Here is a 24,942-nt window from a genome sequence, read left to right on the forward strand (position 1 = left end):
GAGGCGATCGTGCCGATGAAACGACGTATGACGAAGTGGGCGGGGCGTGGTGCCCTGCTGCTGTCGCTGGGGGTGATGGCGGGCTGTGCCAGCAGCGGCGAGATGCGGGAGCGTCATCCGGACGATCCCTGGGAGGGCTTCAACCGCAAGGTGTTCGCCTTCAACGACGTGGTCGACCGCTACGCGCTCAAGCCGGCCGCCCGGGGCTACCGTTTCATCACGCCGGATCCGGTGGAGAACGGCGTGGGCAACTTCTTCTCCAACCTCGGCGAGATCCGCACCGCCCTGAACAGCCTGCTGCAGGGCAAGGGCACCAACGCGAGCGTGGCCACCGGTCGCTTCCTGATCAACAGCACACTGGGCATCGGTGGCCTGTTCGACATCGCCACCCGGATGGAGATCACCGGTCGCGAGGAGGACTTCGGCCAGACGCTCGGCGCCTGGGGCGTGGGGGAGGGCGCCTACCTGGTGCTGCCCCTGCTCGGCCCGAGCACGGTGCGCGATACCGCGGGCCTGCCGGCGGACATGTATACCTACCCGACCACCTACATCGAGGAGGACAAGGTGCGTGTCAGCCTCACCGCCCTCCGGGTGATCGATGCCCGGGCGGGGCTGCTCGACCAGGAGGCGCTGATCAGCGGCGACCGTTACAGCTTCATCCGCGATACCTGGCTGCAGCAGCGTCGCTTCGAGGTCCAGGATGGCGAGATGGGCGCGGACCCCTTCGCCAGCGACGACTTCGAATTCGATGATGCGGACTTCGACGACGCCTTCGCCGAATGAGGCCCTGACAGCATGTCATCAGCCAAGCAACTGATCGGGGTGATCGATGTGCCGGGGCCCGAGCGTGACGCCCTGGCCCAGACCATCGCCCGTGACGGCCTGGCGGTGTATGCCGCCGATGGCGTGGAGGAGTTGCCGCCGGGAACGGCGCTGATCGTGGCCCATGCGCGCGCGGTGTCCCATGGCGACTGGGAGCGACTGGCCGCCTCGGTGCCGACCCTGGTGGTCAGCGACGAGCGCCAGGACGCCGAACTGCTGAGGGCTGTGGATGCGGGTCTGGTGGATTACATCATCGATCCGCTGCGCCACGGGCCGCTGCTGCGGCGCATGATCGGCAAGGCCATCGAGGTGCATCGGCTGGCCGCGGAGCGCGAGCGCGACCGGGAACGGCTGGCCCACCTCAACGAGAACCTCGAGGAACTCAACGAGAGCCTGGAAACCCATCTCGCGATGCTGCGCCTCGACCAGCAGGCCGGGGGGCAGATCCAGCGCAAGCTCCTGCCGCCGCGCCCGCAGAGCGTGGGCGGCGTGACCTTCGACTACTGGCTGGCCCCCTCGCTGTATCTTTCCGGGGACTTCCTCGACTTCCAGCGCTTCGATGAGCGCTACAGCCTCTTCTATTTCGCCGACGTCTCCGGCCACGGGGCGTCCTCGGCCTTCGTCACCGTGCTGCTGAAGTACCTCTCCAATCGCTGGCAGCAGGAGTGGGACGGCCGGCACCCCGAGCGCCTGGCGGCCCGCTGGCTGGCGGCGCTCAATCGCGAGCTGCTGGATGCCGGCATCGGCAAGCATGCGACCCTGTTCGTGGGGGTCATTGACCATCAGCGTCGTTATCTCCACTATTCCCTCGGCGCCCAGCTGCCCATGCCCCTCCTGGTGGCCGAGGGCGAGGTGCAGGCGCTGCCCGGCGAGGGCATGCCGGTCGGACTCTTCCCCGATGTCGACTACCCGAGCCTGGGCTGTCCGCTGCCGGCGGAGTTCGGGCTGTGGCTCTGTTCGGATGGCATACTGGAGTGCCTGCCGGGGGATACGCTGGATGGGCGGCTCAAGGAACTTGAGCGGCGGGTCCTGGCCAGCGAGACGCTGGAGGATCTACGTGGCAGCCTTGCGCTGGAGCACCTGGCGGATGATGATGAAGTCGTCGCCCAGAGCGCCCCGGGTCACGAGGAACTGCCAGACGACCTGACGATCATGAAGTTGAGCGGATTCGGCAATGATAAACCATGAAGGTCGCATCAAGGCGGCGTTCGACTCGGGGGTCTTCGTCCTCAAGCTGTGTGGCGACGTTCGCCTGACGCTCTGCGCCACCCTGGACCGCCAGGCCCGACAGCTCGCCGAGACGCCGGGGCTCGAGACGTTGATCATCGACCTGCGGGATACCACCAACGTGGATTCCACCGCGCTGGGGTTTCTCGCCAAGGTGGCCATGGCGGTGCAGGGGCGGGTCAGCGAGCGCCCGACCATCATCGCCGACAACCCCGATGTCCTGCGGATGCTGGACGTCATGGGGTTCTCGCGCATCTTCACCCTGGTGGAGGCACCGATCACCGAGGCCCGCGAGCTCTGCGACCTTCCCACGATCCCCACCGACGTGGAGGAGACCCGCCAGCGGGTGCTCGAGGCGCATCGCATCCTGATGCGCCTCAACGAGCATAATCGCGAGGAATTCCAGCCGCTGGTGGAGATGCTTGAGGCCCAGCAGGCCGCCTCCCACGGCTCCTAGGGTCCGCTTCCTGAACCTGCCCGGTCGGTCGCGGCCGTTCTTCCTCTCGCCGCCTGCGGCGAGGTCACCGGCCGCCACGGGCGGTCATCCCTTCCTGAGTTCTCCCAGCAGCGTCTCCAGCTTGCGCTGGTCGGCCATGAACTTGCGGATGCCCTCGGCCAGCTTCTCGGTGGCCATGGCGTCCTCGTTCATCGCCCAGCGGAACTCGGCCTCGTCCAGCGGTTCCGGCGCCCGGGTCTCGGCATCCAGCGGCTTGAGGCGACGCTCCAGCGGGCCGGTGGTGCCGGCCAGCTCCTCCAGCAACTGGGGGGAGATGGTCAGGCGGTCGCATCCCGCCAGGGCGATGATCTCCCCGGCATTGCGGAAGCTGGCGCCCATCACGATGGTCTCGTAGCCGTGGCCCTTGAAGTGTTCGTAGATGCGCCTGACCGACTGCACGCCCGGGTCGCGGTCGCCGGCGAAGTCGGCCTCGGGGTCCTGGGCCTTGTGCCAGTCGAGGATCCGCCCGACGAAGGGCGACACAAGGGTGACGCCGGCATCGGCACAGGCCTGGGCCTGGGCGAAGCTGAACAGCAGGGTGAGGTTGGTGTGGATGCCTTCGCGCTCCAGGATCCGGGCGGCGCGAATCCCTTCCCAGGTCGCCGCGACCTTGACCAGGATCCGCTCGGGGCCGACCCCATGGCGAGCGTAGCGCTCGACCAGCGAGCGGGCCCGGGCCAGGGTGGCGTCGGTGTCGAAGGAGAGGCGCGCGCTGACCTCGGTGGACACGTACCCCGGGACGAGTTCACTGATCTCGCTGCCGATCTCCACGGCCACGGTGTCGAGGGCATCGTCGATGTCGGTGGCATGGCGGGCGATCTCGGCCAGCCGTGCCCGGCGTGCCTCGTGCTGGGCCGCCTGCAGGATCAGCGACGGGTTGGTCGTGGCGTCGGTGGGCGAGAAGCGTCGGATCGCCTCGAGGTCGCCGGTATCGGCCACCACGGTGGTCATGGCCTTGAGTTGTGAAAGCAGGTCGTCTGCCATGGTGAGGGTCCCTCCGGTTGTCGTGGCGTTCACTTTAGCAAGGCAGGATGGGTGAATATAGGCGGTCGGGCCACTGGTCGGGTTTTCGGTTATCATTAGCCCTCTATCTTTTTCTTCACAGACTCCGTGGGGAGGCGCCTTGACCCTGAACTCGCGACGCGTGGCCCTGCTGGTCGCCGCCAACACGGCCCTGGCCCCCTTCGCCATCGATGCCTACCTGCCCGCCATGGCGGCGCTGGCGGACTCGGTCGGCGCCAGCATCCATCACACCGAGATGTCGCTCAGCGCCTTCCTGGCCGGTTTCGCCCTCGGCCAGCTGCTGTTCGGGCCGCTTTCCGACCGCGTGGGGCGCAAGCCGGTGCTGCTCGGCGGGCTGGTGGCCTTCATGGTGACGAGCCTGGCCATCACCACGGTGGACACGCTGCCCGAACTGTTGGCCTGGCGGTTCCTGCAGGCTCTCGGCGGCGGCGCCTGCGTGGTCAACTCCGCCGCCATCGTGCGCGACTGCTTCCAGGGTCGCGAGGCGGCCAAGGTCATGTCGACCATGGCGATGATCATGATGCTGGCGCCACTGGCGGCCCCGGCGGTGGGCAGCGGTCTGCTCTATCTCGCCGACTGGTGGCTGATCTTCGTCTTCCTGGCGGTCTACGCCGCCTTCCTGTTCTGGCTGATGGGGACCCAGCTGCCCGAGACAAGGGCCGCGGATCGTCCCTCGGCCTCCTTCGGCCAGGTCCTGTCGAACTACGCCAGCGTGCTGCGCCATCGCGAGGGCATGGGCTATATCTGTGCGGCCTCGATGTCCTTCGCCGGGCTGTTCGCCTTCATCACCGCCTCGCCCTTCCTCTACCTGGACCATTTCGGCCTGTCGCCGGCGCTCTATCCCGTCGTCTTCGGCGCCAACGTGGTCACCATGGCGGCGTCCAACCGTCTCAACATCCGCCTGCTGCGCCGTCGCAGTCCCCAGCAGAACCTGCGTCTGGGGCTGGGCATCCAGCTGGTGGCCACCTCGGGGCTCGTGCTGATGGTGGCAACCGGCCTGGCGTCACTCTGGACGTTGGTCCCGCTGGTCATGCTGTTCGCCGGCACCATCGGACTGGTGGCCCCCAACGCCATCTCCTCGCTGCTGGATCACTTCCACCACATGAGCGCCACCGCCGCGGCCCTGCAGGGCACCCTGCAGTTCTCCAGTGGGGCGCTCGCGGGGATGCTGGTGGGGGCCTTCGAGGTCGACAGCGCCTGGCCGATGGTGCTGACCATGCTGGTCGCCGCCACCCTCGGCAACATCGGCTTCCGAGTGCTGGCGGGCCGCGCAGGCGGAACCCCGCTGAACCGGTCAGGCGATGAGATGACGGAGGTTTCTCGCAACGTGTCATGAAGCTGTCACTTTCCTGGGGCATCGTGTGTGTCGCGAAGGTTGCTCACTGCCCCAATCAGGAGATCGCTCCATGAATCGCATCCTCAAGACCACCGTCATCGCTGCCGCCGTCATCGGCGTTACCGGTGTTGCCCAGGCTCGCGAGCAGGTCCGCATCGTCGGCTCCAGCACCGTCTATCCGTTCGCCAGCTACGTGGCCGAGGAGTTCGGTGCCACCACCGATTACCCGACGCCGGTCATCGAGTCCACCGGTTCCGGTGGTGGTCTGCGCCTGTTCTGCAACGGCGTGGGTGACGACACTGTGGACATCACCAACGCCTCGCGTCGCATGAAGCCCTCCGAGTTCGAGCGCTGTGCCGAGAATGGCGTCACCGACATCACCGAGGCCTTCATTGGCTACGACGGCATCGCCTTCGCCCAGTCCAGCACCAACGAGGCGATGGACGTCACCCGCGAGCAGATCTTTCTGGCGCTCGCCGCCCAGGTGCCGGTGGAGGGCGAACTGGTCGACAACCCCTACACCCAGTGGAGCGAGATCGACGACGCCCTGCCGGCGCGTGAGATCGCCGTCTACGGCCCACCCACCACCTCCGGCACCCGTGATGCCTTCGAGGAACTGGTGATGGAAGCCGCGTCCGAGGACATGGAGGCCTACGGCGGTGAGGGCTACACCGACATCCGCACCGACGGCGCCTTCATCGATGCCGGCGAGAACGACAACCTGATCGTCCAGCGCCTGGCCGAGAATACCGATGCCTTTGGCATCTTCGGCTACTCTTTTCTCGAGGAAAATGCCGACACCTTGATCGGGTCCAGCATCGACGGTGTCGCGCCGACGCCGGATGCCATCGGCAGCGGTGAGTACCCGGTATCGCGCTCGCTGTTCTTCTACGTGAAGAACCAGCACGCCGACGAGGTGCCGGCCATGGACGCCTACGCCAAGATGTTCATGAGCGAGATGATGATCGGTGACCTGGGCTACCTGAAGGGCATTGGCCTCATTCCGGCGCCGCAGGAGACGCGCGAGGAGGCGCGTCAGGTCGTGGAGAGCCACGAGACGATCGAGCTGGCCGACCTGAAATAACGCTGGCCCCTCTTGTCTCGCCCGGCCGGCAGCCAGACGCTGCCGGCCGGTTCACGTTTCGTCAGGCAAGGCCGTCCGCGGCCCGCCGGCGTATGCATTCATTCGAGAGATTCCTATGCAGACCAACCAGATAATCGCCATCTTCGGCGGCGCCCTGCTGCTGCTGGGTCTGATAGCCTTCTTCCTCGGGCGTGCCAAGGCGACCCGGGTGCGGGCCGGCGGCACGGCCATGTACGCCCAGCCCGACCAGTATGCCTGGTTCACCGTGCTGGCCACGGCAGGCCCCGCCCTGGTGGTGAGTGCCGTCGGCGGCTTCCTGATGCTGCTGCTCGGGGCCGAGATCCCCACCCCCTACCTGCTGGCCGGCAGCCTGGTCGTGGCCTGCCTTGGCCTGGCCATCGGCATGCTGATGGTGCGCCCCGACTTCCATGCCCGCCAGGCCATCGAGCGGGTGATCCGCTTCCTGCTGGCGGGGGCCGCGCTGATCTCCATCTTCACCACCCTGGGCATCCTGGTGTCGATCATCGGCGAGGCCCTGCGCTTCTTCCAGATGCAGAACTTCTGGGACTTCATCACCGGGACGACCTGGAATCCGGGCGCCAGCTTCCTCGAGGCCGCCGGGCGTGCGGACGAGGGGGGCAGCGCCGCCCAGTTCGGCTCGGTGCCGCTGTTCGCCGGTACCTTCATGATCACCGCGGTGGCGATGCTGGTGGCGATTCCCATCGGCCTGCTGGCGGCCATCTACATGGCCGAGTTCGCCCCCCAGCGCGTGCGCACCCTCGCCAAACCGGTGCTCGAGGTGCTGGCCGGCATTCCCACCGTGGTGTACGGTTTCTTCGCCGCCATCACCGTGGCGCCGATCATCGTCAGCGTGGCCGGCTTCTTCGGGCTCGATGCCTCCTTCAACAACGCCCTCGCCCCCGGCATCGTCATGGGCATCATGATCATCCCCTTCATCTCGTCGCTCTCCGACGACGTGATCACCTCGGTCCCCGACAGCATGCGCCAGGGCTCGCTGGCGCTGGGCATGACCAAGGGCGAGACGATCCGCGACGTGGTCATTCCCGCGGCACTGCCTGGGATCATCTCCGCCTCGCTGCTGGCGGTCTCCCGGGCGCTGGGCGAGACCATGATCGTGGTGATGGCCGCCGGCATGCGGCCCAATCTTACCGCCAACCCGCTGGAAGACATGACCACCGTGACGGTGCGCATCGTGGCCGCCCTGACCGGCGACCAGGAGTTCGCCAGCGCCGAGACCCTTTCCGCCTTCGCGCTGGGCCTGGTGCTCTTCGTGGTGACCCTGAGCCTGAACCTGGTCTCGGTGATCATGATTCGCCGTTTCCGCGAGAAGTACCGGGTCAACAACCTGTAACGCCGAGGACATGTTCCGATGAGTCAATCCTTCGACGACATCAGCGCCCAGCTGAAGCGCCGCCATCGCAAGTCGGCGCGCCTGAAGTGGATCTCCATGGGCGCCCTGGGGCTGGCCGGCCTGTTCCTGGTGCTGTTCTTCGCCGACATGCTGGTCAAGGGCATGCCGGCGTTCCAGCAGGCCCAGATCCAGGTCCAGGTGGACTATAGCGAGCAGGCCAGCCAGATCCCCCTGGCCGCCGTGAACGAGGAGGCCCGCCCGCTGGTCAGCCGCGGCTACCTGCGCCTGATCCCCGGGCGCATGGAAGACGATCCCGACCTGCTGGGCACCACGCGCATGGAGTGGGTGCTCGCCGACGGCCAGGTGGACCAGTACCTCAAGGGCCACCACAGCAAGCTCAAGGCCGGCGATCGGGCCGTGGTCGACCGGCTGGTGGAGGAGGGGCGTGCCGAGCTCCGCTTCAACACCACCTTCTTCACCAGCGGCGACTCCAAGATGCCCGAGCTCACCGGCATCGCGTCCGCCGCCATGGGCACGCTGCTGACCCTGCTGGTGACCCTGGCGGTGTCCTTCCCGATCGGCGTGATGACCGCCGTCTACCTGGAGGAGTTCGCCCCGGACAACCGCATCACCCAGGCCATCGAGATCAACATCAACAACCTGGCGGCGATCCCCTCGATCCTCTTCGGCCTGCTGGGCCTGGCGATCTTCATCAACTTCTTCGGCGTGCCGCGCTCCTCGCCGCTGGTCGGTGGCCTGACGCTGGCGCTGATGACCCTGCCGGTGATCATCATCGCCACCCGCACGGCGCTGCGCAGCGTGCCGGAGTCGATTCGCCACGCCGCCTTCGGGGTGGGCTGTTCGCGCTGGCAGGTGGTGCGCGACCACGTGTTGCCGCTGGCGCTGCCGGGGATCATGACCGGCTCGATCATCGGCCTGGCCCAGGCCATGGGCGAGACGGCCCCGCTGATCATCGTCGGCATGGTGGCCTTCATCCCGGACGTCACCACCTCCTTCACCGAGGCCGCTACCGTGCTGCCCGCGCAGATCTTCACCTGGGCAGGCGAGCCCGACCGGGCCTTCATCGAGAAGACCTCCGGGGGCATCCTCGTGCTGCTGGCCGTCCTGATCAGCCTGAATGCCACGGCGGTGGTGCTGCGCAAGAAATTCGAGCGCCGTTGGTAGCCACCGACACGACACAGGATATCCTCAGATGAACATGCAAGTTGCCGAGCGGAGTATTGCGCCCATGTCAGGTGATCAACGGTCACGTCACGAACCCGGTCAGCCGGTGACCCGCAACGAGGATGCCCACCACGAGCTGAGCATCCGCGTGCGCGACCTCAACCTCTGGTACGGCCAGAGCCAGGCGCTCAAGGGCATCGACATCGATGTCTTCCAGAAGAACGTCACGGCGCTGATCGGGCCGTCCGGCTGTGGCAAGTCGACCTTCCTGCGCTGCCTCAACCGCATGAACGACCTGATCCCCAATGTCCGTCTCGAGGGGCTGGTGGAGATGGACGGTCGCGACGTCAACGCCGCCAAGATGGACGAGGTGGCCCTGCGCCGCCGGGTGGGGATGGTCTTCCAGAAGCCCAACCCCTTCCCCAAGTCGATCTACGAGAACGTCTCCTACGCCCCGCGAATGCACGACCTGGTGAGCCGCAAGACGGACCAGGACGAGCTGGTGGAAAGGGCCCTGCGGGATGCCGGCCTCTGGGAAGAGGTCAAGGACAAGCTGCACCAGCCCGGCACCTCGCTCTCCGGTGGCCAGCAGCAGCGCCTGTGCATCGCCCGGGCCATCGCCGTGCAGCCCGACGTGATCCTGATGGATGAGCCGACCTCGGCCCTGGACCCGATCTCCACGGCGACCATCGAAGACCTGATGGACAAGCTCAAGCAGCAGTTCACCATCATCACCGTGACCCACAACATGCAGCAGGCGGCGCGAGTGGCCGATTACACCGCCTTCTTCCACCTGGGCGAGATCATCGAGTACAACGACACCAAGACGATGTTCTCCAACCCCCACACCAAGAAGACGGAAGACTACATCACCGGTCGCTACGGCTGAGGCGGAGGGCGAGGCCGCCCCGAGAGCAGAGCGATCGACGGGGACGCCAGCGGCGTCCCCGTTGCCGTGTCGGTCACGGGATTGACACGGGGGGCTTATATATATGGAATTCCATATGTTTAAGGCACCCCGACCCCTCGAGGAGACACCATGACAGTCCGTATCGGCATCAACGGCTTCGGTCGCATCGGCCGCCTCGCCCTGCGCAGCCTCTGGCCCCGGGTCGAGGCCGGGGAGGCCGAGGTCGTGCGCATCAATGACCCGGGCGGCGATGCCGCCACCTTCGCCCACCTGCTGGAGTTCGACTCGGTGCACGGCCACTGGTCGCCGGGACAGGGCATCCAGGCCGAGGAGGACGCCCTGGTGATCGACGGCCACCGCATCGCCTTCAGCGCCCACCGGGCGCTGGGCGACGGCGACTGGTCCGCCTGCCGGGTGACCCTCGAGTGCTCCGGCAGCATGAAGACGCGGGAAGCGCTTCAGGCCTACCTGGACCAGGGCGTCGAGAGGGTCGTGGTCAGTGCGCCGGTGAAGGAGGAGGGCGTGCTGAACGTGGTGATGGGCGTCAACGACAATCGCTTCGACCCGGCCGCGCACCGCATCGTCACCGCGGCGAGTTGCACCACCAACTGCCTGGCGCCGGTGGTCAAGGTGATCCACGAGACCTTCGGCATTCGCCACGGCTCGATGACCACGGTGCACGACATCACCAACACCCAGGTCATCCTCGATACCCCGAGCTCGCCGGACAGGCCCGACCTGCGCCGCTCCCGGGCCTGCGGCATGAGCCTGATCCCCACCACCACGGGTTCGGCCAGGGCGATCACGGCGATCTTCCCGGAGCTCGAGGGCAAGCTGAACGGCCATGCCATCCGCGTGCCCCTGGCCAACGCCTCGCTCACCGACATGGTCTTCGAGCTCGCGCGCGAGGTGACGGTGGAGGAGGTCAACGCCGCGCTCGAGGCGGCCGCCGAGGGAGAACTGGCCGGCATCCTCGGTTATGAAGCACGCCCGCTGGTCTCCATCGACTACCGCACCGACCCGCGCAGCGCGATCATCGACGCCCTCTCCACGCTGGTGGTGGGCGGCACCCAGCTCAAGCTCTACGCCTGGTACGACAACGAGTGGGGCTACGCCAACCGCACCGTCGAGCTGGCCCTGAAGGTGGGGAGTGAGCCGGTGGGCCGTGAGCGGGTGGGCCATGGGTGAGGTCGGCCCGCTGGCCGCGCGCCTCAAGGCGCTGCCCTTCGAGGTGCGCCAGTACCTGCTGATCACCGCCAACTACTGGGCCTTCACCCTCACCGACGGGGCCCTGCGCATGCTGGTGGTGCTCCACTTCCACCAGCTGGGCTACTCGCCGCTGGAGGTGGCGCTGCTGTTCCTCTTCTACGAGGCCTTCGGCGTGGTCACCAACCTGGTGGGCGGCTGGCTGGGCGCGCGCCTGGGGCTCAACCGCACCATGAACGCGGGGCTTGCCCTGCAGGTCGTGGCGCTGGCCATGCTGACGGTGCCCGCGGGCTCGCTGACGGTGCCCTGGGTGATGGCGGCCCAGGCGCTCTCGGGCATCGCCAAGGACCTCAACAAGATGAGCGCCAAGAGCGCGGTGAAGGTGCTGGTGCCGAAGGACAGCCCCGGTGCCGGCAGCGCGCTCTATCGCTGGGTAGCGCTCCTCACCGGTTCCAAGAATGCGCTCAAGGGCGCCGGTTTCTTCCTCGGCGGGTTGCTGCTGACCCTGGTCGGCTTCCGCGGCGCGGTGATCGGGATGGCGCTGATGCTCCTCGCGGTGCTGGCCCTCTCCCTGGTTCGCTTGACGGCCGACCTCGGCCGCCAGACACGCAAGCCCCGATTCTCGGAAGTGTTCTCCACGTCGCGGGCGGTCAACGTGCTCTCGGCGGCCAGGCTGTGCCTGTTCGCCTCCCGGGACGTCTGGTTCGTGGTGGCCCTGCCGGTGTTCCTCTATGACCAGCACGGCTGGAGCCACTGGACGGTGGGCGGCCTGCTGGCGCTCTGGGTGATCGGCTACGGTGGCGTCCAGAGCCAGGCGCCGCGCCTCACCGGCCGGGTCCGGGGCGAAACGCGGGGCGTCACGGTGGCCTGGGCCCTGGCCCTGTGTGGCCTGCCGGCGCTGCTGGCGCTGCTGCCCCTGGCCCAGGTCGGGTGGCTGGTGGCAGGGCTGCTGGCCTTCGGCGTGCTCTTCGCCATCAACTCCAGCTGGCACAGCTACCTGATCGTCCACTATGCGCGGGCCGACGGGGTCTCAATGGACGTCGGCTTCTACTACATGGCCAATGCCATGGGACGCCTCGCCGGGACCTTGCTCTCCGGCTGGCTCTACCAGAGCCAGGGGCTCGCCGCCTGCCTGTGGGTCTCGGCGGCCCTGGTGGCGGCGAGTGCCGCCCTCGCCCTGGCGCTGCCGCGGGAGGCACCTGCCCGCTGACGTCGCATGCGAGGGGACGCGTGGCGGTGTCTGGCCTCGTCCTTCGGTCATCTTCGACTAGGCTTGAGTCAATCGCCGATGTCCTGTCAGGAGTGACGCTGGGGTCATCCTGCCCGGATCGACAGGCCTCCCGCCGGAGTTCTTTCACGTGGAATTCAAGGATTACTACCAGGTTCTCGGGGTGGAGAAGACCGCGACGACCGAGGAGATCAAGAAGGCGTATCGCAAGCTGGCGCGCAAGTATCATCCCGACGTCAGCAAGGAGCCGGAAGCCGAGCTGCGCATGCAGGAAATCAACGAGGCCAAGGCGGTGCTTGCCGATCCCGAGAAGCGTCTCGCCTATGATCAGCTAGGCCAGCAGTATCGGTCGGGCCAGGATTTCCAGCCGCCACCGGACTGGGATGCAGGGTTCGAGTTCAGCGGGGGAGGCTTCGAGGAGGCCGACCTCGGCGAGTTCAGTGACTTCTTCGCCAACCTGTTCGGCCAGGGCGGCCGGGCAGGGCGAGGGAGCCGCGGCTATCAGATGCGTGGCGAGGATCGTCATGCCAAGGTCGTCATCGATCTCGAGGATGCCTACCACGGCGCTACCCGGGCGATCACCCTGCAGGTACCCCGGGTCGACGCCCAGGGGCGCGTGCTGTCCCGAGAGCACACCCTCAATGTGCGCATCCCCAAGGGGGTGAAGGCGGGCCAGCATATCCGTCTCTCCGGCCAGGGTGGCCCCGGCATGGGAGGGGGGCCGGCGGGAGACCTCTTTCTGGAGATCCACTTCACCCCGGATCCGCGCTATCGGGTCGAGGGACGTGACGTGCATCAACGCGTGCCTGTCACGCCCTGGGAGGCCGCCCTGGGCGCCAGCATCGAGACGCCGACGCCGTCGGGGATGGTGAAGGTGAAGGTGCCCGCCGGCTCACAGTCCGGGCGCCGTTTGCGCCTGAAGGGGCGGGGGATTCCGGGGCCCGAGCCGGGCGATCTCTACGTGGAGCTCGAGGTGGTGCTGCCCCCGCCGATACCGACAGGGCGAGGGAGCTCTATGAGACCATGGCGCGGGAGCTCGCTTTCGATCCGCGCCAGCGGAGGGGAGGCTAGGCCATGGCACAGCAGCGTATCGCCAGCGGCGAGCTGATCGACGAGGCGACCCTGACGCTCGAGGAACTGGCGCGCGCCTGTTCGGTCGAGGTCGAGTGGGTCGTCGAACGCATCGAGAGCGGCCTGCTGGCCGATGGTTCGCCCTATGTGGCGAGCTGGCGCTTCACCAGTCGCGACCTGACCCGGGCCCGGCGGCTGTATCAGCTGGAACGTGACTTCGAGGCAGCGCCCGAGCTCGCCGCCCTGGCGGCCGACCTGATCGAGGAGAACCAGCGTCTCAAGGAGCGGCTTCGGGCCGCCGGGCTGAGCGATGACTAGTCCCGCTCCCCGGTGGAGCGGGCTCGGCCTGCTGGCCGGCGCCGCGTGGCAGGGTGTCATGGGCATCTGATGCGGCCCCGGCTGCGCGTCGGTCCATCAAAGGCGCCGCATCGCCCAGAGCCCGAGGATCGGCCCCGGCAGCAGCCACCACAGGACCCAGCCCCCTTGGGCGGCCCACAGGCTCGTGGTGAGCGAGATCGCCGGGATGGTCAGGGCGAAGCCCACGGCGTTCATCACCGCCAGGGTGGAGCCGACCCGGGCGTGGGGGGCCGTGGCGGCGGCCAGCGCCGAGAACTGCGGCGAATCGGCGATCACCGTGAGCCCCCAGATGCCCAGCAGCACGAGCAGCAGGCCGGGCGGTGCCCCATACAGCAGCGGGTAGGCCAGACAGATCAGCCCCGAGGTGGCCAGGGCCCGCCGCGCGACCCACAGGCTGCCCAGCCGGCGACTCAGTTCGCCGCCCCCCACGCAGCCCAGGAACCCCAGGGCAATGACGCCGAACGACAGCCAGGGCACCAGGTCCATCGGGGCTCCCAGGCGCCCGAGTTCACGGGCCACCAGGAAGGGCGTCAGCATCCACAGGGCATAGAGCTCCCAGCAATGGCCGAAGTAGCCGCCGGCCACGGCCCGGAAGCGCGGCGCGCGCAGGCCCGCCAGCCCCTCCTGCAGCCGGGTGGGCCCGGCGGGCGGTGGCAGGTGGGGGCCGTCGCCGAGCAGGTGGATGATCCCCCCACCCGCCAGGGCGAGCAGCGAGGCCCCGAGCAGCGTCCACTCCCAGGGCAGGCCCAGGGTCGTGCCGCGCAGCAGGTGGGGCAGGGCCGTCCCCAGGGTGAGCATGCCGACCAGCCAGGCCAGTGCCGCGCCCTTGTGGGTCGGCGTCCAGCCGATCACCAGCTTCATGCCCAGGGGGTAGATGCCGGCCAGGCAGAGGCCGGTGGCAAACCGCAGGAGCAGGCTGGCGACCGGCGCGTCGGCCGCCAGCACGAAGCCCGCGTTGAGCAGGGCGCCGAGCAGGCAGGAGACGGCGAAGATGCGGCTGGCCCGGAAGCGGTCGGCCAGGCCGCTGGCGGCGATGCTCAGGGTGCCGAGAATGAAGCCGGCCTGGACGGTGAGCGTCAGCCGGCCGAGGTCGGCCTCGCTGAAGCCCAGGTCCCGGGACAGCGACAGCCCCACGCCGTTGACGGAGAACCACAGCGAGGTGCCGAAGAGCTGGGCCAGGACGATCGAGGCCAGGGCGTGGCGGTGCAGGAAGGTCGTCATCCTGCCATGGTCGCCGTCGCTCCGCGGCAAGGCAAGCGCCACCTTCCCTGTCGCCTTCTCCCTCGATGCGTTGTTTTTCTAAGTCCGGCGCTTCGATGCCCCGTTCTTCGATGACCCTCTTTTCGCCAACATGGTGCGCCGCGCTTCGAGCCCTGCCCCCCGTCGCGTAGAATCAGGCCGAAACCCGCAGGAGGAAGCCCCGATGTCGCTGGACCCGGTCCGTGTCTTCAAGTGCCTGGGCGACGAGACCCGCCTGATGCTGATGCTGCTCGTGCTTCGCGAGAAGGAGCTCTGCGTCTGCGAGATGACCCATGCCCTGCAGGTGTCGCAGCCCAAGGTATCGCGGCACCTGGCGCAGCTGCGCCAGTGCGGCCTGCTCACGGACCGGCGCGAGGGGCAGTGGGTCTACTATGATCTCGCCCCTGACCTGCCCGAGTGGGTGACAACGGCCCTCGAGGCCGCCGGGCAGGGCGCGGCGGCCCGCCTTGCCGAGTTGCAGGCGTGCCTCCATGCCATGGGGGGACGCCCGGAACGCCGTGTGGCCATGTGTTGACGACGGGGTGACAACGACAGGCGGGAGTGCCCTTGGGCACTCCCGCCGAGGGTTGGCCATTGCGCCCCTCGCTTCAGAGACGTGTCGGTGACATCAGGAGTATCGCCGGCGCTTGAAGGAGACATCGCGCAGGTAGGCGGGGTTCTCCCCGACCCGACGGATGCTGGCCCAGGTGCCCTTGTAGTAGGGAATGATGTTGCGGTCGGTCCACTCGGTGACGACGTCGCCCTGTATCCCGTTGGGGTAGCCAAACATCATGAACACCTGCCCCCTCTCCAGGTCCGGTTCCAGGTAGGCCATGGCCATGGTGGTGCCGACGTCATTGTAGACCTCCACAATATCGCCATTGGCGATCCCCAGGGTGTCGGCGTCCTCTGGGTTGATCTCGATCGGGGCCATCGGGAACCGACCCTTGCGGAAGGCCAGGTGCTGGTCGTGATAGGCCGTCTGCCAGATCTGGTTGGTCCGGCCGTTGTTGATCCAGAAATCGTGGCTGTCCTTCTGCTGCTGGACCATCTTCGGCAGGCCGTTCCAGGGCGACGCCTGGAAATGCGCCTTGCCGTCCTCGGTATCGAAGCGGTTGTCGGTGTACAGCATCTCGGTGCCGATGAGCTTTCCGTCACGGTATTCCTTGATCGGCAGCTGGACACCGTTGTTCCCCGCCTGGCGCAGGCGCTCATAGGTGGCCAGGTGACCGGTGGGACCTCCCTGGCTGTCGATCTTCTTCTCGTGCGCCATGCGGAAGCCGTCGTTGAAGGCGTCCTCCTCGGTGGACCAGTCGAACCCGGCGAACCGCTCCGCCATGGCGGGGTTGCCGGCGGCCTCGTAGCGCTGCCGGAGGGCGTTGGCCATCTCGGCGGCGATGAGGCAGTCGGGCTTGGCGAGGCCCGGAGGGTCCATGAAGCGCTCGGAGAGCCGGAGGCGGCGCTCGCCGTTCATCGAGGTGAGGTTCATCTCGCCGGGATGGGTGGCGGGAAGCACCAGGTGGGCGTACTGGGCAAAGGTGGTGCGGTAGAGGTCGATATCGACGATGAACAGTCCGCCCTGATGCTTGATGGCGTCGTAGACGATATCGATGAGCTCCTCGGTGGTGGAGCCACGGGCCTCGGCCATTGCCTGGTTGACGATATTGGCCCGGCGCTTGATCACCTGACGGTAGGTCTCGGCATTGACGGTAGTCTGGAAGGCATTGCAGGCCCAGACCGTCAGCATCATGCCATTGCCCTTGATGAGTTCCTGGTCGATGTAGGGGGCCGGGCGGCCACCGGGGTAGGGCGGGCGCGTGTAACCCTCCTGGTGGCCGCCCATCCGGACGACGCCGGTGCCTCGGCGGCCGACATTGTGGGTGGCGACGGCGAGATTGACGATGGACGACTGGATCCGATAGTTGTCGTTGCCCCAGATCACGCCCTTCTCGTAGGCATGCAGGGTGCGCGGTGCATGGCCGTCGGCCTTGGGCTTGTAGGCCCACTCGGCCGCCTTGACGATATCGGCGCGTTCCACGCCGGTGATTCGGCTGCACTCATCGAGGTCGAGGCGATTGGCCGCCAGCATGTCGTCGAAGCCGCTGGTGTTCGCCGCGATGAAGGCCGCATCGTGCCAGCCCTGGTCGACCACATAGCTCAGAAGTCCGTTGAACAGTGCCGTATCGGTCCCGGGCTGGATCGCCAGGTGAAGGACATTCTCCTTGCCGGCGATCGTCTCGCAGACGGCCACGGTCGGGGTGCGTCGCGGATCGACCAGGATGACCTTGCCGCGGGCGACGCTCTCGTCGGGAAACCATTCATGCTTCTTGCCGACATTGGCGCCACGCAGGTTCGGCTCCCAGTGGGCCAGAAACCAGTTGGACTGGGTCTCGTAGGAGTTGCCGCCGATCGAGAAGATGACATCTGCGACCTCGGCATCCTCGTAGCTGTTGTTCAACTCGCCGATCCCCATGTCCCGGGTGGCGTGGCATTCCGAGTTGTAGGCAGGGCGGTTGTGAATCCTGACCATCGGCGTCTGCAGACCGCTGAAGATCAGCTTGCCGGTGGCCCAGGTATTCTCGAAGCCGCCGCCGGCGCCGCCATGGTCGAACAGGTTGAAGAACAGCTGGTCCGGCCCGTCGTTGTCGAGGATCCGCTGGGTCAGCCCCGCGTACAGGGCCATGGACTGCTGCCAGTTGCTCTCCACCCAGTCGTCGCCGGTATAGCGCAGCGGATACTTGAGCCGCCTCTCGCCGACCGGGGTGCTTTCCGAATACATCACGCTGGCCATCTGTCCCCCTCGTGTCGAGGACAGGCCCTGGTTCACGTGGCATGCCTTGTCGGGAACGATCATGATGGTGTGTTCGCTGCCGTCATGATCCTTGATCCGGTTGACCATGGCCGGCGTCATGGTCACCTGCAGGGGGGACAGCTGCTGGGTGAAATCCAGCTTCAGGGCGTTCTGATCGGCTGCCCGTCCTCCCTCCCTGTTCGCCGGCCATTTGTAGACATGGTAGCCACAGCCCACGATGCAGAAGTGACAGGTCATGTTGGTTTTCTGTGCATCCACCGGGGGAAGGGGAATACGGTCCTTGAACTGGCTCATCGTTGTTCTCCCGCAGCTGGTATCACCATGATGTTCAGATGATGTTGGCCTGGCGGCCGTAGATCAGGCCATCGACCGACACGGCCAGGATGACGTCCTCGGCCTCGTCGTACTCGAGCACGATCCTTGGCAGGTTCTCCGTTGCCTGGCCGATGACCATCTGGCCGGCATTGTCGGGATCGAAGATGCTGTAGTGGCAGGGACACTTGAACGTCTCCGACGCCTGGTCGTAACTGACCGGGCACCCCATATGCGTGCATTGGGTGCTGAAGGCCACCACGTCCCGCTTTGGACCCACGCCTCCCTTGACTGCCCGTCCCTTGCGAATGACTACGCAGGGAGAGCGATCGTCCGGGTAGTGGAAACTCAGGGGCTGGTTGGGCTTCAGGTCGCCGAGCCTTGCGATGACGTCACGCGGGTAGGGAAGCGTGGTGTTGCCAGGGGCGGCGTTGTTCCCGTCCTGTTGGGCATGCGTGATGGGGGACAGCGAGAGCGTTCCCACCGCGGCACTGCTGCCCGTCAACTTCAGGAAGTTGCGTCGACTCAGGTGTGGCATCGTCTGGCACTCCAATGTTGTTGTCAGGAACCGGCGGGATCGTCTGTGTACATGTACAACGAACCATAGACCTGACGGATTGTTCTTATGCGGATATGCGCATGAGTCCGTCGGTAAGGCCTTCCGCACTACGGAGGGCGAGCAAGGCGAGAAGGGCAACGACGGGCCGGTTACGTCCAGAAGTATATGACGGCGCTCGGCAGGGAGACGTGCCGATGCCCGGCAAGTTGGTGAGAACTTGATGCAGGTTAATCTTTCGGTTCGAAGTGGCGTCGTATCGCCCTTAAGCTAGGGAAAGGCTCCGGCAGCAGCCACCCCAGCCCCTGGTGCCCTGAAGCCACCAGAGCATTGTGGCCAGCGAGATGACGGGGATGGTCAGGGCGAAGCCGACGGCGTTCATCACTGCGAGCGTTGAGCCGATGCGACCCAGAGGCTACCCAGGCGACAACTGAGGGTGCCACCACGCACGCAGCCGAGAAGTCCCGGGGCGATGACGATGAGAAGAAGAGGGCGGCGTTGACAGCAGGAATGGATCACTCGCCGAATTTCGGTGTCGAGGGAGCAACAGGCAAGTGGCAATGGCGCTTGCCTGGCTCCCGCTGGCCTGCCTGGTGGCGGATGTTAAGCGTCACCAGGTCAGGCAGGGCTCAGAGGGTTTCCAGCGCCAGGGCGATACCCTGGCCACCGCCGATGCACAGGGTCACGATGCCACGGCGTTGACCGTTGCGTTGCATGGCGTGCAGCAGGCGGGTGGTCAGCACCGCGCCGGTGGCTCCGATGGGATGGCCGTGGGCGATGGCGCCGCCCTCGACGTTGACGATGTCTTCAGGCAGACCCAACTCGCGCAGGCAGGCCAGGGCGATGGCGGCGAAGGCCTCGTTGATCTCGACCCGGTCGAGGTCGCCCACCGACCAGCCGGCCCGCTCGAGGGCCTGCTTCACCGCCGGCACCGGGCCGATGCCGAAGTAATCCGGCTCGACGCCGCCGACACCGAAGGAGACCAGGCGAGCCATGGGCGTGAGGCCCTGCCTTTCGGCCCAGTCACGCTCGGCGACTATCATCGCCGATGCGGCACTGTTGAGCCCCGGGGCATTGCCGGCGGTGATGGTGCCGTCCTTGCGGAAGGCCGGCTTGAGTCTGGCCAGGGACTCGGCGGTGGTGTCGCCGCGGTTGTGTTCGTCCCGAGCGAAGCTGATGGTGCCCTTGCGGGTGGTGAGCTCGACGGGGGCGATCTCGGCGTCGAAATCGCCCATCTCCTGCGCCTTCGAGAAGTTCAGCTGGGAGCGCAGGGCCCAGGCGTCCTGGTCGTCCCGGGAGATATGGTAGCGGCTGACCAGGTCCTCGGTATGCCAGCCGGCGTGCTTGTTGCTGAAGGGGTCGTGGAGGCCGTCCAGCAGCATGCTGTCGAACATGGTCACGTCACCCATGCGCGCCCCCCAGCGGCCCTGGGGCACTAGGTAGGGCGCGCGGTCCATGTTCTCCATGCCGCCGGCGATGGCGCAGTCGGCCATGCCGCTCCAGATCTCCATGGCGGCACTGGCCACGGCCTGAGCGCCGGAGCCGCAGACGCGGTTGACCGTCAGCGCAGGCACTTCCACGGGCAGCCCCCCGGCGATACCGGCCTGGCGAGCCGAGTTCATGCGGCAGCCGGCCTGGATCACATGCCCCATGGTCAGCGACTCTACCTTGTCGGCGGCCAGGCCGGATCGGGACAGGGTCTCCTGAATGACCCGCGCGCCCAGGTCCGTGGCAGGGGTGTCCTTGAGGCTACCGGCATAGGTGCCGATGGCGGTGCGGACCGGATGACAGATGACGACGTCGCGTGAAGGCATGAAGGAACTCCTGATGTTGCGGCTGGCGGCGACCACTTCGGCCGCGCCGAGACTCACTGTTCAAGGTGGTTTCAGCATAGCTCCTATATGGCGATTCTGACCGATGTCGATCCCCGATGCCGTCGATTTTTCGAAAGACCGATCCGATATCAGCAGCCATTCCCGACGGTGGTTTCCCCCCATCAGCATGGATCAGCCCCGTGCCTCGGCCGCCCCGGGGTGTGCTCGCGGGTGCTGTTGGTGATTCGCACCAGACCAGCATCACCGGCACCTCCACCAGAACGCCGACCACCGTGGCCAGGGCCGCGCCCGACTGGAGCCCGAACAGCGCCATGGCGGCGGCCACCGCCAGCTCGAAGAAATTACTGCAGCCGAGCCTGCCCTGCTGGGCGATGGTCACCCTGGAGGCGGCCGCGGAGGGGCGAGGTTTCCATCTCGAGTCGCTGAGTGCTCGCCTCTCGGCCATGGGCAATCGTCCCGAGCGTCGCGCCGCGCTCTGCTGAGCAAGGCGCGGTCGGAAGCTGTCAGGCCTCGAGCAGGCGCTGGATCTCCTCGGCGCTGGCCACCTTGCCCTCGAGGACCACCTCGCCGTCGACGCCCAGGGCAGGGGTGCGCATCACGCCCTTGTCGATGATGGCGTTCATGTCGGTGATCTTCTCGATCTCCACGTTGAGGCCCAGCGCCTCGGCGGCGGCCCGGGCGTTGTCGGTCAGCTGCTCGCACTTCCTGCAGCCCTTGCCGTAGATGCTCAGTTTCATGGACATGCTCCTCGCGTGTGTCGCTACGGCCAGAGCTGGCCGTAGAGATAGCCGGTGATCGTCGCCATCACCACCACCAGGCTGCAGTAGACCAGGGTCTTCTGGGTGCCCAGGATGGTGCGGATCACCAGCATGTTGGGCAGTGACAGGGCGGGCCCGCCCAGCAGCAGCGCCAGCGCGGGCCCCTTGCCCATGCCACTGCCCAGCAGGCCCTGGACGATGGGGACCTCGGTGAGGGTGGAGAAGTACATGAAGCCGCCCAGCAGCGAGGCCAGGAAGGTGGAGCGCAGGCCGTTGTCGCCCACGGCCATCACGACCCACTCCGAGGGGATCAGGCCCTGCTCGCCGGGGCGGCCCAGCAGGAGGCCGGCCACGAAGACGCCGACCAGCAGCAGGGGCAGGATCTGCTTGGTGAAGTCCCAGCTCTGCTCGGCCCACTCCCGGTCGTCCTCGCGCAGCAGGGCGATCAGCATGAGGCCCGTGATGCCTACCGCAAAGGCCAGTTCGGGGGCGCCGGGTGCGAGCAGCACCGCCAGCGCCACGGCGCCGCCCAGGGTCAGCAGCCAGCGTGCCGGCCAGCCCCAGCGGGCCCACAGCAGCCAACCGAACAGCAGCGAGAGCGCCCCGGTGATCGGCCATTTCCAGGCGTGGATGGCCATCCACGCCTGGCTGTCGGCGGCCGCCCAGTTGGCGAACACCAGGATGCCCACCATCAGCCCGAAGAAGGCCGCCACCTGTCCCAGTGGGCGACCGTCATCGTCATCGCCGAAGCCGCGGGCATGGCCCTGGCTTCGATTTTGCTCCTCGCGACGGTAGAGGAGATGCATGATCACCCCGATCACCACGGCGAAGACGATGGCACCGATGGCCCGAGCCAGGCCCAGCTCCAGGCCCAGTACCTTGGCAGTGACCACGATGGCCATGACGTTGATGGCAGGCCCCGAGTAGAGGAAGGCCACCGCCGGCCCCAGGCCGGCGCCGCGACGGTAGATACCGCCGAACAGCGGCAGCACGGTGCAGGAGCAGACCGCGAGCAGGGTGCCGGAGACGGACGCCATGCCGAACGCTACCGGCATGGGAGCGTCGGGTCCCAGGTAACGCATCACCGCGCCCTGGCTCAGATAGGCGGCCATGGCGCCGGCGATCACGAAGGCCGGCAGCAGGCAGAGGATCACATGTTCCTGGGCGTACCAGTGCGTCAGCCGGATGCCCTCCAGCACCGCGTTGTCGAACCGCGCGGATCCGGCGGGGAGGTAGTAGATCAGGAGGAAGATGCCGACCACGGCCCCGAGCCAGCGGATCTGGCCGGGATTCTCCCTGGCCAGGCCCAGCAGTCGGAGGGGAGCGGAGGGAGGAGACTGGGTATCCGGCATGGGGGAACTCACGCGAGGTGGGCGGCGGTGACGGCTTCACTCTATCCGCAATGCCGGGCGTCGGACAGGCGCCATCGCCGCGACCTTGACGGGCGTCAACTCCGCTCGCGACCCCCTGGATTCCCCGGGAATCGATCCTGGGTGGCATTGGCGATGCGCACCAGGGCCAGCATCACCGGCACCTCCACCAGCACGCCGACCACCGTGGCCAGAGCCGCGCCCGACTGCAGCCCGAACAGCGCGATGGCGGCGGCGACCGCCAGCTCGAAGAAATTGCTGGCGCCGATCATCGCCCCGGGGGCGGCCACGCAGTGCGGCACCCGCCAGGCCTTCGCCCAGCCGTAGGCGAGGAAGAAGATCAGGAAGGTCTGGAGGATCAGCGGGATGGCGATCAGCACGATGTGCAGCGGCGCCTCGAGGATCACCTCCCCCTGGAAGGCGAAGAGCAGCACCAGGGTGATGATCAGGCCGATGGGGGTGACGGGGCCGACCCGTTTCAGGAAGACTCGGTCATACCAGTCGGGCCATGACGGGCGATCAGGGTGCGCCGGGTCAGGTAACCGGCGGTCAGCGGGATCACGATGTAGAGGACCACCGACAAGGCCACGGTATCCCAGGGAACCTGGATGTTGGAGACCCCGAGCAGGAAGACCACGATCGGCGCGAAGGCGAACAGCATGATCAGGTCGTTGAGCGAGACCTGCACCAGCGTATAGGCGGCGTCGCCGCGGGTCAGGGTGCTCCAGACGAAGACCATGGCGGTGCAGGGCGCGGCGCCCAGCAGGATGGCGCCGGCCAGGTACTGGCTGGCCACCGCCTCGGGCAGCCAGGGACGGAACACCACCATCAGGAAGAACCAGGCGATGGCGAACATCGTGAAGGGCTTGATCAGCCAGTTCACCGTGGTGGTGATGATCAGTCCCTTCGGCTGACGGCGCACCCCGAGCACGGCGGTGAAGTCGATCTGGGCCATCATCGGGAAGATTATCGCCCAGATCAGCATCGCCACCGGGATCGACACCTGGGCCACTTCGACGCGGGAGAGGGTCTCGGGGATCAGCGGGGCGAACTGGCCCAGCAGCACCCCGGCGACGATGGCCAGCGCTACCCAGAGGGAGAGGAACCGCTCGAACAGGCCCATGCCCTCCGTCGTCTTCGGGGCGTCGGCAGCGGCAGGGTGCGTCATGACAGGACCTCACGGCAGGGCAGGGATGGTGAGACGATATACGAGGCCCCATATGTCTTCAATCGCCCCGCCGGCAGGACGGTCGGGAGCTGCTATGATCGGCCGCATGCCGCCCCCCTGAGTCATGGAGCCCGAAAGTCATGGAGCCCCGCCTGCGCGCCCAGGATCCCTTGCGTCTCGATCGGCTGAGCATCGGTGACCTCGACGCCGTCAGCCTGACCCTCGCCCCCGGCAAGATCCTCTGCCTCTCCGGGGCCAGCGGCTCGGGCAAGAGCCGGCTGCTGCGCGCCGTGGCCGACCTGGAGCCCCATGGCGGCGAGGCCTGGCTGGGCGAGACGGCCCAGTCGTCGCTCGCCGGACACGCCTGGCGCGCCCGGGTGATGCTGTTGCCGGCGGAGAGCCACTGGTGGGCCGATACAGTGGGCGAGCACCTGCCCGATGCCAGCCCGGCCGACCTCGAGGCCCTGGGATTCACCCCCGAGGTGCTCGGCTGGCAGGTCTCGCGGCTCTCCTCGGGCGAGAAGCAGCGGCTGGCCCTGGTGCGGGCGATCAGTCGGCAGCCCTCGGCGCTGCTGCTCGACGAGCCCACCGCCAACCTGGACGACGCCACCACCCAACGGGTGGAGGCCTGGCTCAGGGCACTTATCCGCGAGCGGGGCTGGCCGGTGATCTTGGTCGCCCACGACCCCGCGCAGATCGCCCGGGTGGCGGACCATCACTGGCGCATCGTCGGGCGTCGACTGGCCGAGGAGGCGGGCGCATGGGCGTGATCGACCTGGCCTGGTGGCAGCTGGCCCTGGCGGCCCTGATGGTGGTGGCGTTGGCCGGCTGCACGGTCGTCGCGCGGCTGGAGATGGGACGCAGCCTGCTCGTCGCCGCGGCGCGCACGGTGATCCAGCTCACCCTGGTCGGCATGGTGCTGGAGGCGCTCTTCTCGGCGGCCGGGCTCCACTGGGTGGCGCTGATGGCGCTCGGCATGCTGCTGATCGCCGGGCGCGAGGTGATGGCCCGCCAGAAGCGCCGGCTGCTCGGCGGCTGGGCCTTCGGCATCGGCACCATGGCGATGTTCCTCTCGTCCTTCACCGTCACCGTGCTGACGCTCACCGCCATTATCGGCCCAGACCCCTGGTACCGGCCCCAGTACGCCATCCCGCTGCTGGGCATGATGCTCGGCAATACCATGACCGGCGTCGCCCTGGCGCTGGACCGTCTCACCGACACGGCCTGGCGCCAGCGCGCGGTGATCGAGAACCGGCTGATGCTCGGCCAGCGCTGGCAGGAGGCCATCGGCGACATCCGGCGGGAGGCGATGCGCAGCGGCATGATGCCGATGATCAACGCCATGGCGGCCGCGGGGGTCGTCAGCCTGCCGGGCATGATGACCGGCCAGATACTCGCCGGCAGCCCGCCGGCCCTGGCGGTGAAGTACCAGATACTCGTGATGTTCACCATCACCCTGGGCACCGGCTTCGGCACCCTGGCGGCGGTGGCGGCGGGCAGCCGGCGCCTCTTCGATGGCCGCGAGCGGCTGCGCCTGGACCGCCTGGCGCCGCCTAAGGGATGAAGGTGTGACGA

22 protein-coding genes and 2 pseudogenes are annotated in these 24,942 nt (G+C 67.4%); 15 read left to right on the forward strand and 9 right to left on the reverse strand.

The genetic code is table 11. From position 1 onward, the window contains the following. The first annotated feature begins 27 nt into the window (after positions 1 to 27). Genes BOX17_RS13545 through BOX17_RS13555 form a run of 3 tightly spaced genes read left to right on the forward strand, consistent with a single transcriptional unit; the run spans position 28 to position 2,506 of the window. A complete protein-coding gene (locus tag BOX17_RS13545) occupies positions 28 to 783 on the forward strand; it encodes an MlaA family lipoprotein (protein WP_244272146.1) in 756 nt (251 codons plus the stop codon). 12 nt (positions 784 to 795) lie between these two features. Then, positions 796 to 2,010: a PP2C family protein-serine/threonine phosphatase gene (locus BOX17_RS13550; protein WP_071945402.1), complete on the forward strand. Its 1,215-nt coding sequence runs from the start codon at positions 796 to 798 to the stop codon at positions 2,008 to 2,010. Beyond that, complete coding sequence (locus BOX17_RS13555; protein ID WP_071945404.1) at positions 1,997 to 2,506, forward strand: STAS domain-containing protein; 510 nt, start codon at positions 1,997 to 1,999, stop codon at positions 2,504 to 2,506. The genes BOX17_RS13550 and BOX17_RS13555 overlap by 14 nt, the downstream gene beginning before the upstream one ends. Before the next feature lie 84 nt (positions 2,507 to 2,590). Here the strand turns inward: BOX17_RS13555 and tal are convergent, their stop codons facing one another. Beyond that, positions 2,591 to 3,529, reverse strand: coding sequence for a transaldolase (tal, locus tag BOX17_RS13560; RefSeq protein ID WP_071945406.1), 939 nt, complete (start codon positions 3,527 to 3,529; stop codon positions 2,591 to 2,593). A 139-nt stretch (positions 3,530 to 3,668) separates the two neighbouring features. On the opposite strand from tal, the gene BOX17_RS13565 reads away from it, so the two are divergent. From BOX17_RS13565 to BOX17_RS13605, 9 genes are all read left to right on the forward strand, one after another. Further along, a complete protein-coding gene (locus tag BOX17_RS13565) occupies positions 3,669 to 4,904 on the forward strand; it encodes a Bcr/CflA family multidrug efflux MFS transporter (protein ID WP_071945408.1) in 1,236 nt (411 codons plus the stop codon). Positions 4,905 to 4,974: 70 nt separating this feature from the next. Further along, on the forward strand, positions 4,975 to 5,988 hold the full coding sequence (locus tag BOX17_RS13570; protein ID WP_071945410.1) for a PstS family phosphate ABC transporter substrate-binding protein: 1,014 nt from the start codon (positions 4,975 to 4,977) through the stop codon (positions 5,986 to 5,988). Between the two features lie 115 nt (positions 5,989 to 6,103). Then, on the forward strand, positions 6,104 to 7,360 hold the full coding sequence (pstC, locus tag BOX17_RS13575) for a phosphate ABC transporter permease subunit PstC (RefSeq protein ID WP_071945412.1): 1,257 nt from the start codon (positions 6,104 to 6,106) through the stop codon (positions 7,358 to 7,360). Positions 7,361 to 7,378: 18 nt separating this feature from the next. Then, positions 7,379 to 8,545, forward strand: a complete 1,167-nt coding sequence (pstA, locus tag BOX17_RS13580; RefSeq protein WP_071945415.1) for a phosphate ABC transporter permease PstA — start codon at positions 7,379 to 7,381, stop codon at positions 8,543 to 8,545. 64 nt (positions 8,546 to 8,609) lie between these two features. After that, complete coding sequence (pstB, locus tag BOX17_RS13585; RefSeq protein ID WP_083582171.1) at positions 8,610 to 9,434, forward strand: phosphate ABC transporter ATP-binding protein PstB; 825 nt, start codon at positions 8,610 to 8,612, stop codon at positions 9,432 to 9,434. A gap of 150 nt (positions 9,435 to 9,584) precedes the next feature. Next, a complete protein-coding gene (locus BOX17_RS13590) occupies positions 9,585 to 10,643 on the forward strand; it encodes an ArsJ-associated glyceraldehyde-3-phosphate dehydrogenase (RefSeq protein WP_071945419.1) in 1,059 nt (352 codons plus the stop codon). Further along, positions 10,636 to 11,871: an organoarsenical effux MFS transporter ArsJ gene (gene arsJ / locus BOX17_RS13595; protein WP_071945421.1), complete on the forward strand. Its 1,236-nt coding sequence runs from the start codon at positions 10,636 to 10,638 to the stop codon at positions 11,869 to 11,871. Before BOX17_RS13590 ends, arsJ begins: the two co-directional genes overlap by 8 nt. Before the next feature lie 148 nt (positions 11,872 to 12,019). After that, positions 12,020 to 12,997, forward strand: a complete 978-nt coding sequence (locus BOX17_RS13600) for a DnaJ C-terminal domain-containing protein (RefSeq protein ID WP_244272148.1) — start codon at positions 12,020 to 12,022, stop codon at positions 12,995 to 12,997. After that, positions 12,964 to 13,278 carry a chaperone modulator CbpM gene (locus tag BOX17_RS13605; protein ID WP_071945423.1) on the forward strand — a complete coding sequence of 105 codons (315 nt, stop codon included), beginning with the start codon at positions 12,964 to 12,966 and terminating at the stop codon, positions 13,276 to 13,278. The genes BOX17_RS13600 and BOX17_RS13605 overlap by 34 nt, the downstream gene beginning before the upstream one ends. Before the next feature lie 96 nt (positions 13,279 to 13,374). On the opposite strand, the gene BOX17_RS13610 is transcribed toward BOX17_RS13605, so the two are convergent. Continuing rightward, entirely contained in the window at positions 13,375 to 14,538 is a 1,164-nt protein-coding gene (locus BOX17_RS13610) for an MFS transporter (RefSeq protein ID WP_071945426.1), read from the reverse strand. 202 nt (positions 14,539 to 14,740) lie between these two features. On the opposite strand from BOX17_RS13610, the gene BOX17_RS13615 reads away from it, so the two are divergent. Further along, on the forward strand, positions 14,741 to 15,091 hold the full coding sequence (locus BOX17_RS13615) for a metalloregulator ArsR/SmtB family transcription factor (protein ID WP_071945428.1): 351 nt from the start codon (positions 14,741 to 14,743) through the stop codon (positions 15,089 to 15,091). A 93-nt stretch (positions 15,092 to 15,184) separates the two neighbouring features. Here BOX17_RS13615 and BOX17_RS13620 read toward each other — a convergent pair whose 3' ends face one another. From BOX17_RS13620 to arsB, 7 genes and pseudogenes are all read right to left on the reverse strand, one after another. Next, positions 15,185 to 17,662 carry an arsenate reductase (azurin) large subunit gene (locus BOX17_RS13620; protein WP_071945430.1) on the reverse strand — a complete coding sequence of 826 codons (2,478 nt, stop codon included), beginning with the start codon at positions 17,660 to 17,662 and terminating at the stop codon, positions 15,185 to 15,187. Between the two features lie 34 nt (positions 17,663 to 17,696). Then, the gene (locus tag BOX17_RS13625) at positions 17,697 to 18,218 is read right to left on the reverse strand and encodes an arsenate reductase (azurin) small subunit (protein WP_071945432.1); all 522 of its coding nucleotides are present in this window, start codon (positions 18,216 to 18,218) and stop codon (positions 17,697 to 17,699) included. A 647-nt stretch (positions 18,219 to 18,865) separates the two neighbouring features. After that, positions 18,866 to 20,050 (reverse strand): thiolase family protein, encoded by a 1,185-nt coding sequence (locus BOX17_RS13630; protein WP_071945434.1) that lies wholly within the window; start codon positions 20,048 to 20,050, stop codon positions 18,866 to 18,868. Positions 20,051 to 20,232: 182 nt separating this feature from the next. Next, a pseudogene (locus BOX17_RS17245) lies at positions 20,233 to 20,426 on the reverse strand (arsenical-resistance protein); the annotation flags it as partial. A gap of 148 nt (positions 20,427 to 20,574) precedes the next feature. Then, complete coding sequence (locus BOX17_RS13640) at positions 20,575 to 20,808, reverse strand: thioredoxin family protein (RefSeq protein ID WP_071945436.1); 234 nt, start codon at positions 20,806 to 20,808, stop codon at positions 20,575 to 20,577. A 23-nt stretch (positions 20,809 to 20,831) separates the two neighbouring features. Next, positions 20,832 to 22,181: a permease gene (locus tag BOX17_RS13645; RefSeq protein WP_071945438.1), complete on the reverse strand. Its 1,350-nt coding sequence runs from the start codon at positions 22,179 to 22,181 to the stop codon at positions 20,832 to 20,834. Between the two features lie 95 nt (positions 22,182 to 22,276). Further along, positions 22,277 to 23,322, reverse strand: a pseudogene (gene arsB, locus BOX17_RS13650) (ACR3 family arsenite efflux transporter). Positions 23,323 to 23,507: 185 nt separating this feature from the next. Between arsB and BOX17_RS13655 the strand changes: the two are divergent. Next, positions 23,508 to 24,137, forward strand: a complete 630-nt coding sequence (locus BOX17_RS13655; RefSeq protein ID WP_071945440.1) for an ABC transporter ATP-binding protein — start codon at positions 23,508 to 23,510, stop codon at positions 24,135 to 24,137. Beyond that, positions 24,128 to 24,931 carry an ABC transporter permease gene (locus BOX17_RS13660; RefSeq protein ID WP_071945442.1) on the forward strand — a complete coding sequence of 268 codons (804 nt, stop codon included), beginning with the start codon at positions 24,128 to 24,130 and terminating at the stop codon, positions 24,929 to 24,931. Before BOX17_RS13655 ends, BOX17_RS13660 begins: the two co-directional genes overlap by 10 nt. The last annotated feature ends 11 nt before the right edge of the window (positions 24,932 to 24,942 follow it).

Origin of the sequence: Halomonas aestuarii (genome assembly GCF_001886615.1) — a bacterium.
Taxonomy (GTDB): Bacteria; Pseudomonadota; Gammaproteobacteria; order Pseudomonadales; family Halomonadaceae; genus Halomonas; species Halomonas aestuarii.

Excerpts from the sequence above, each read along its gene's own strand:
- BOX17_RS13620 (WP_071945430.1), bottom strand. The coding sequence starts at position 17,662 with ATGAGCCAGTTCAAGGACCGTATTCCCCTTCCCCCGGTGGATGCACAG.
- BOX17_RS13645 (WP_071945438.1), bottom strand. The coding sequence starts at position 22,181 with ATGCCGGATACCCAGTCTCCTCCCTCCGCTCCCCTCCGACTGCTGGGC.
- BOX17_RS13550 (WP_071945402.1), top strand. The coding sequence starts at position 796 with ATGTCATCAGCCAAGCAACTGATCGGGGTGATCGATGTGCCGGGGCCC.
- BOX17_RS13605 (WP_071945423.1), top strand. The coding sequence starts at position 12,964 with ATGGCACAGCAGCGTATCGCCAGCGGCGAGCTGATCGACGAGGCGACC.
- BOX17_RS13570 (WP_071945410.1), top strand. The coding sequence starts at position 4,975 with ATGAATCGCATCCTCAAGACCACCGTCATCGCTGCCGCCGTCATCGGC.
- BOX17_RS13555 (WP_071945404.1), top strand. The coding sequence starts at position 1,997 with ATGATAAACCATGAAGGTCGCATCAAGGCGGCGTTCGACTCGGGGGTC.
- BOX17_RS13630 (WP_071945434.1), bottom strand. The coding sequence starts at position 20,050 with ATGCCTTCACGCGACGTCGTCATCTGTCATCCGGTCCGCACCGCCATC.
- BOX17_RS13590 (WP_071945419.1), top strand. The coding sequence starts at position 9,585 with ATGACAGTCCGTATCGGCATCAACGGCTTCGGTCGCATCGGCCGCCTC.
- BOX17_RS13610 (WP_071945426.1), bottom strand. The coding sequence starts at position 14,538 with ATGACGACCTTCCTGCACCGCCACGCCCTGGCCTCGATCGTCCTGGCC.
- pstB (WP_083582171.1), top strand. The coding sequence starts at position 8,610 with ATGTCAGGTGATCAACGGTCACGTCACGAACCCGGTCAGCCGGTGACC.
- BOX17_RS13655 (WP_071945440.1), top strand. The coding sequence starts at position 23,508 with ATGGAGCCCCGCCTGCGCGCCCAGGATCCCTTGCGTCTCGATCGGCTG.
- BOX17_RS13625 (WP_071945432.1), bottom strand. The coding sequence starts at position 18,218 with ATGCCACACCTGAGTCGACGCAACTTCCTGAAGTTGACGGGCAGCAGT.
- BOX17_RS13660 (WP_071945442.1), top strand. The coding sequence starts at position 24,128 with ATGGGCGTGATCGACCTGGCCTGGTGGCAGCTGGCCCTGGCGGCCCTG.
- pstC (WP_071945412.1), top strand. The coding sequence starts at position 6,104 with ATGCAGACCAACCAGATAATCGCCATCTTCGGCGGCGCCCTGCTGCTG.
- BOX17_RS13615 (WP_071945428.1), top strand. The coding sequence starts at position 14,741 with ATGTCGCTGGACCCGGTCCGTGTCTTCAAGTGCCTGGGCGACGAGACC.
- pstA (WP_071945415.1), top strand. The coding sequence starts at position 7,379 with ATGAGTCAATCCTTCGACGACATCAGCGCCCAGCTGAAGCGCCGCCAT.
- tal (WP_071945406.1), bottom strand. The coding sequence starts at position 3,529 with ATGGCAGACGACCTGCTTTCACAACTCAAGGCCATGACCACCGTGGTG.
- BOX17_RS13545 (WP_244272146.1), top strand. The coding sequence starts at position 28 with ATGACGAAGTGGGCGGGGCGTGGTGCCCTGCTGCTGTCGCTGGGGGTG.
- BOX17_RS13640 (WP_071945436.1), bottom strand. The coding sequence starts at position 20,808 with ATGAAACTGAGCATCTACGGCAAGGGCTGCAGGAAGTGCGAGCAGCTG.
- arsJ (WP_071945421.1), top strand. The coding sequence starts at position 10,636 with ATGGGTGAGGTCGGCCCGCTGGCCGCGCGCCTCAAGGCGCTGCCCTTC.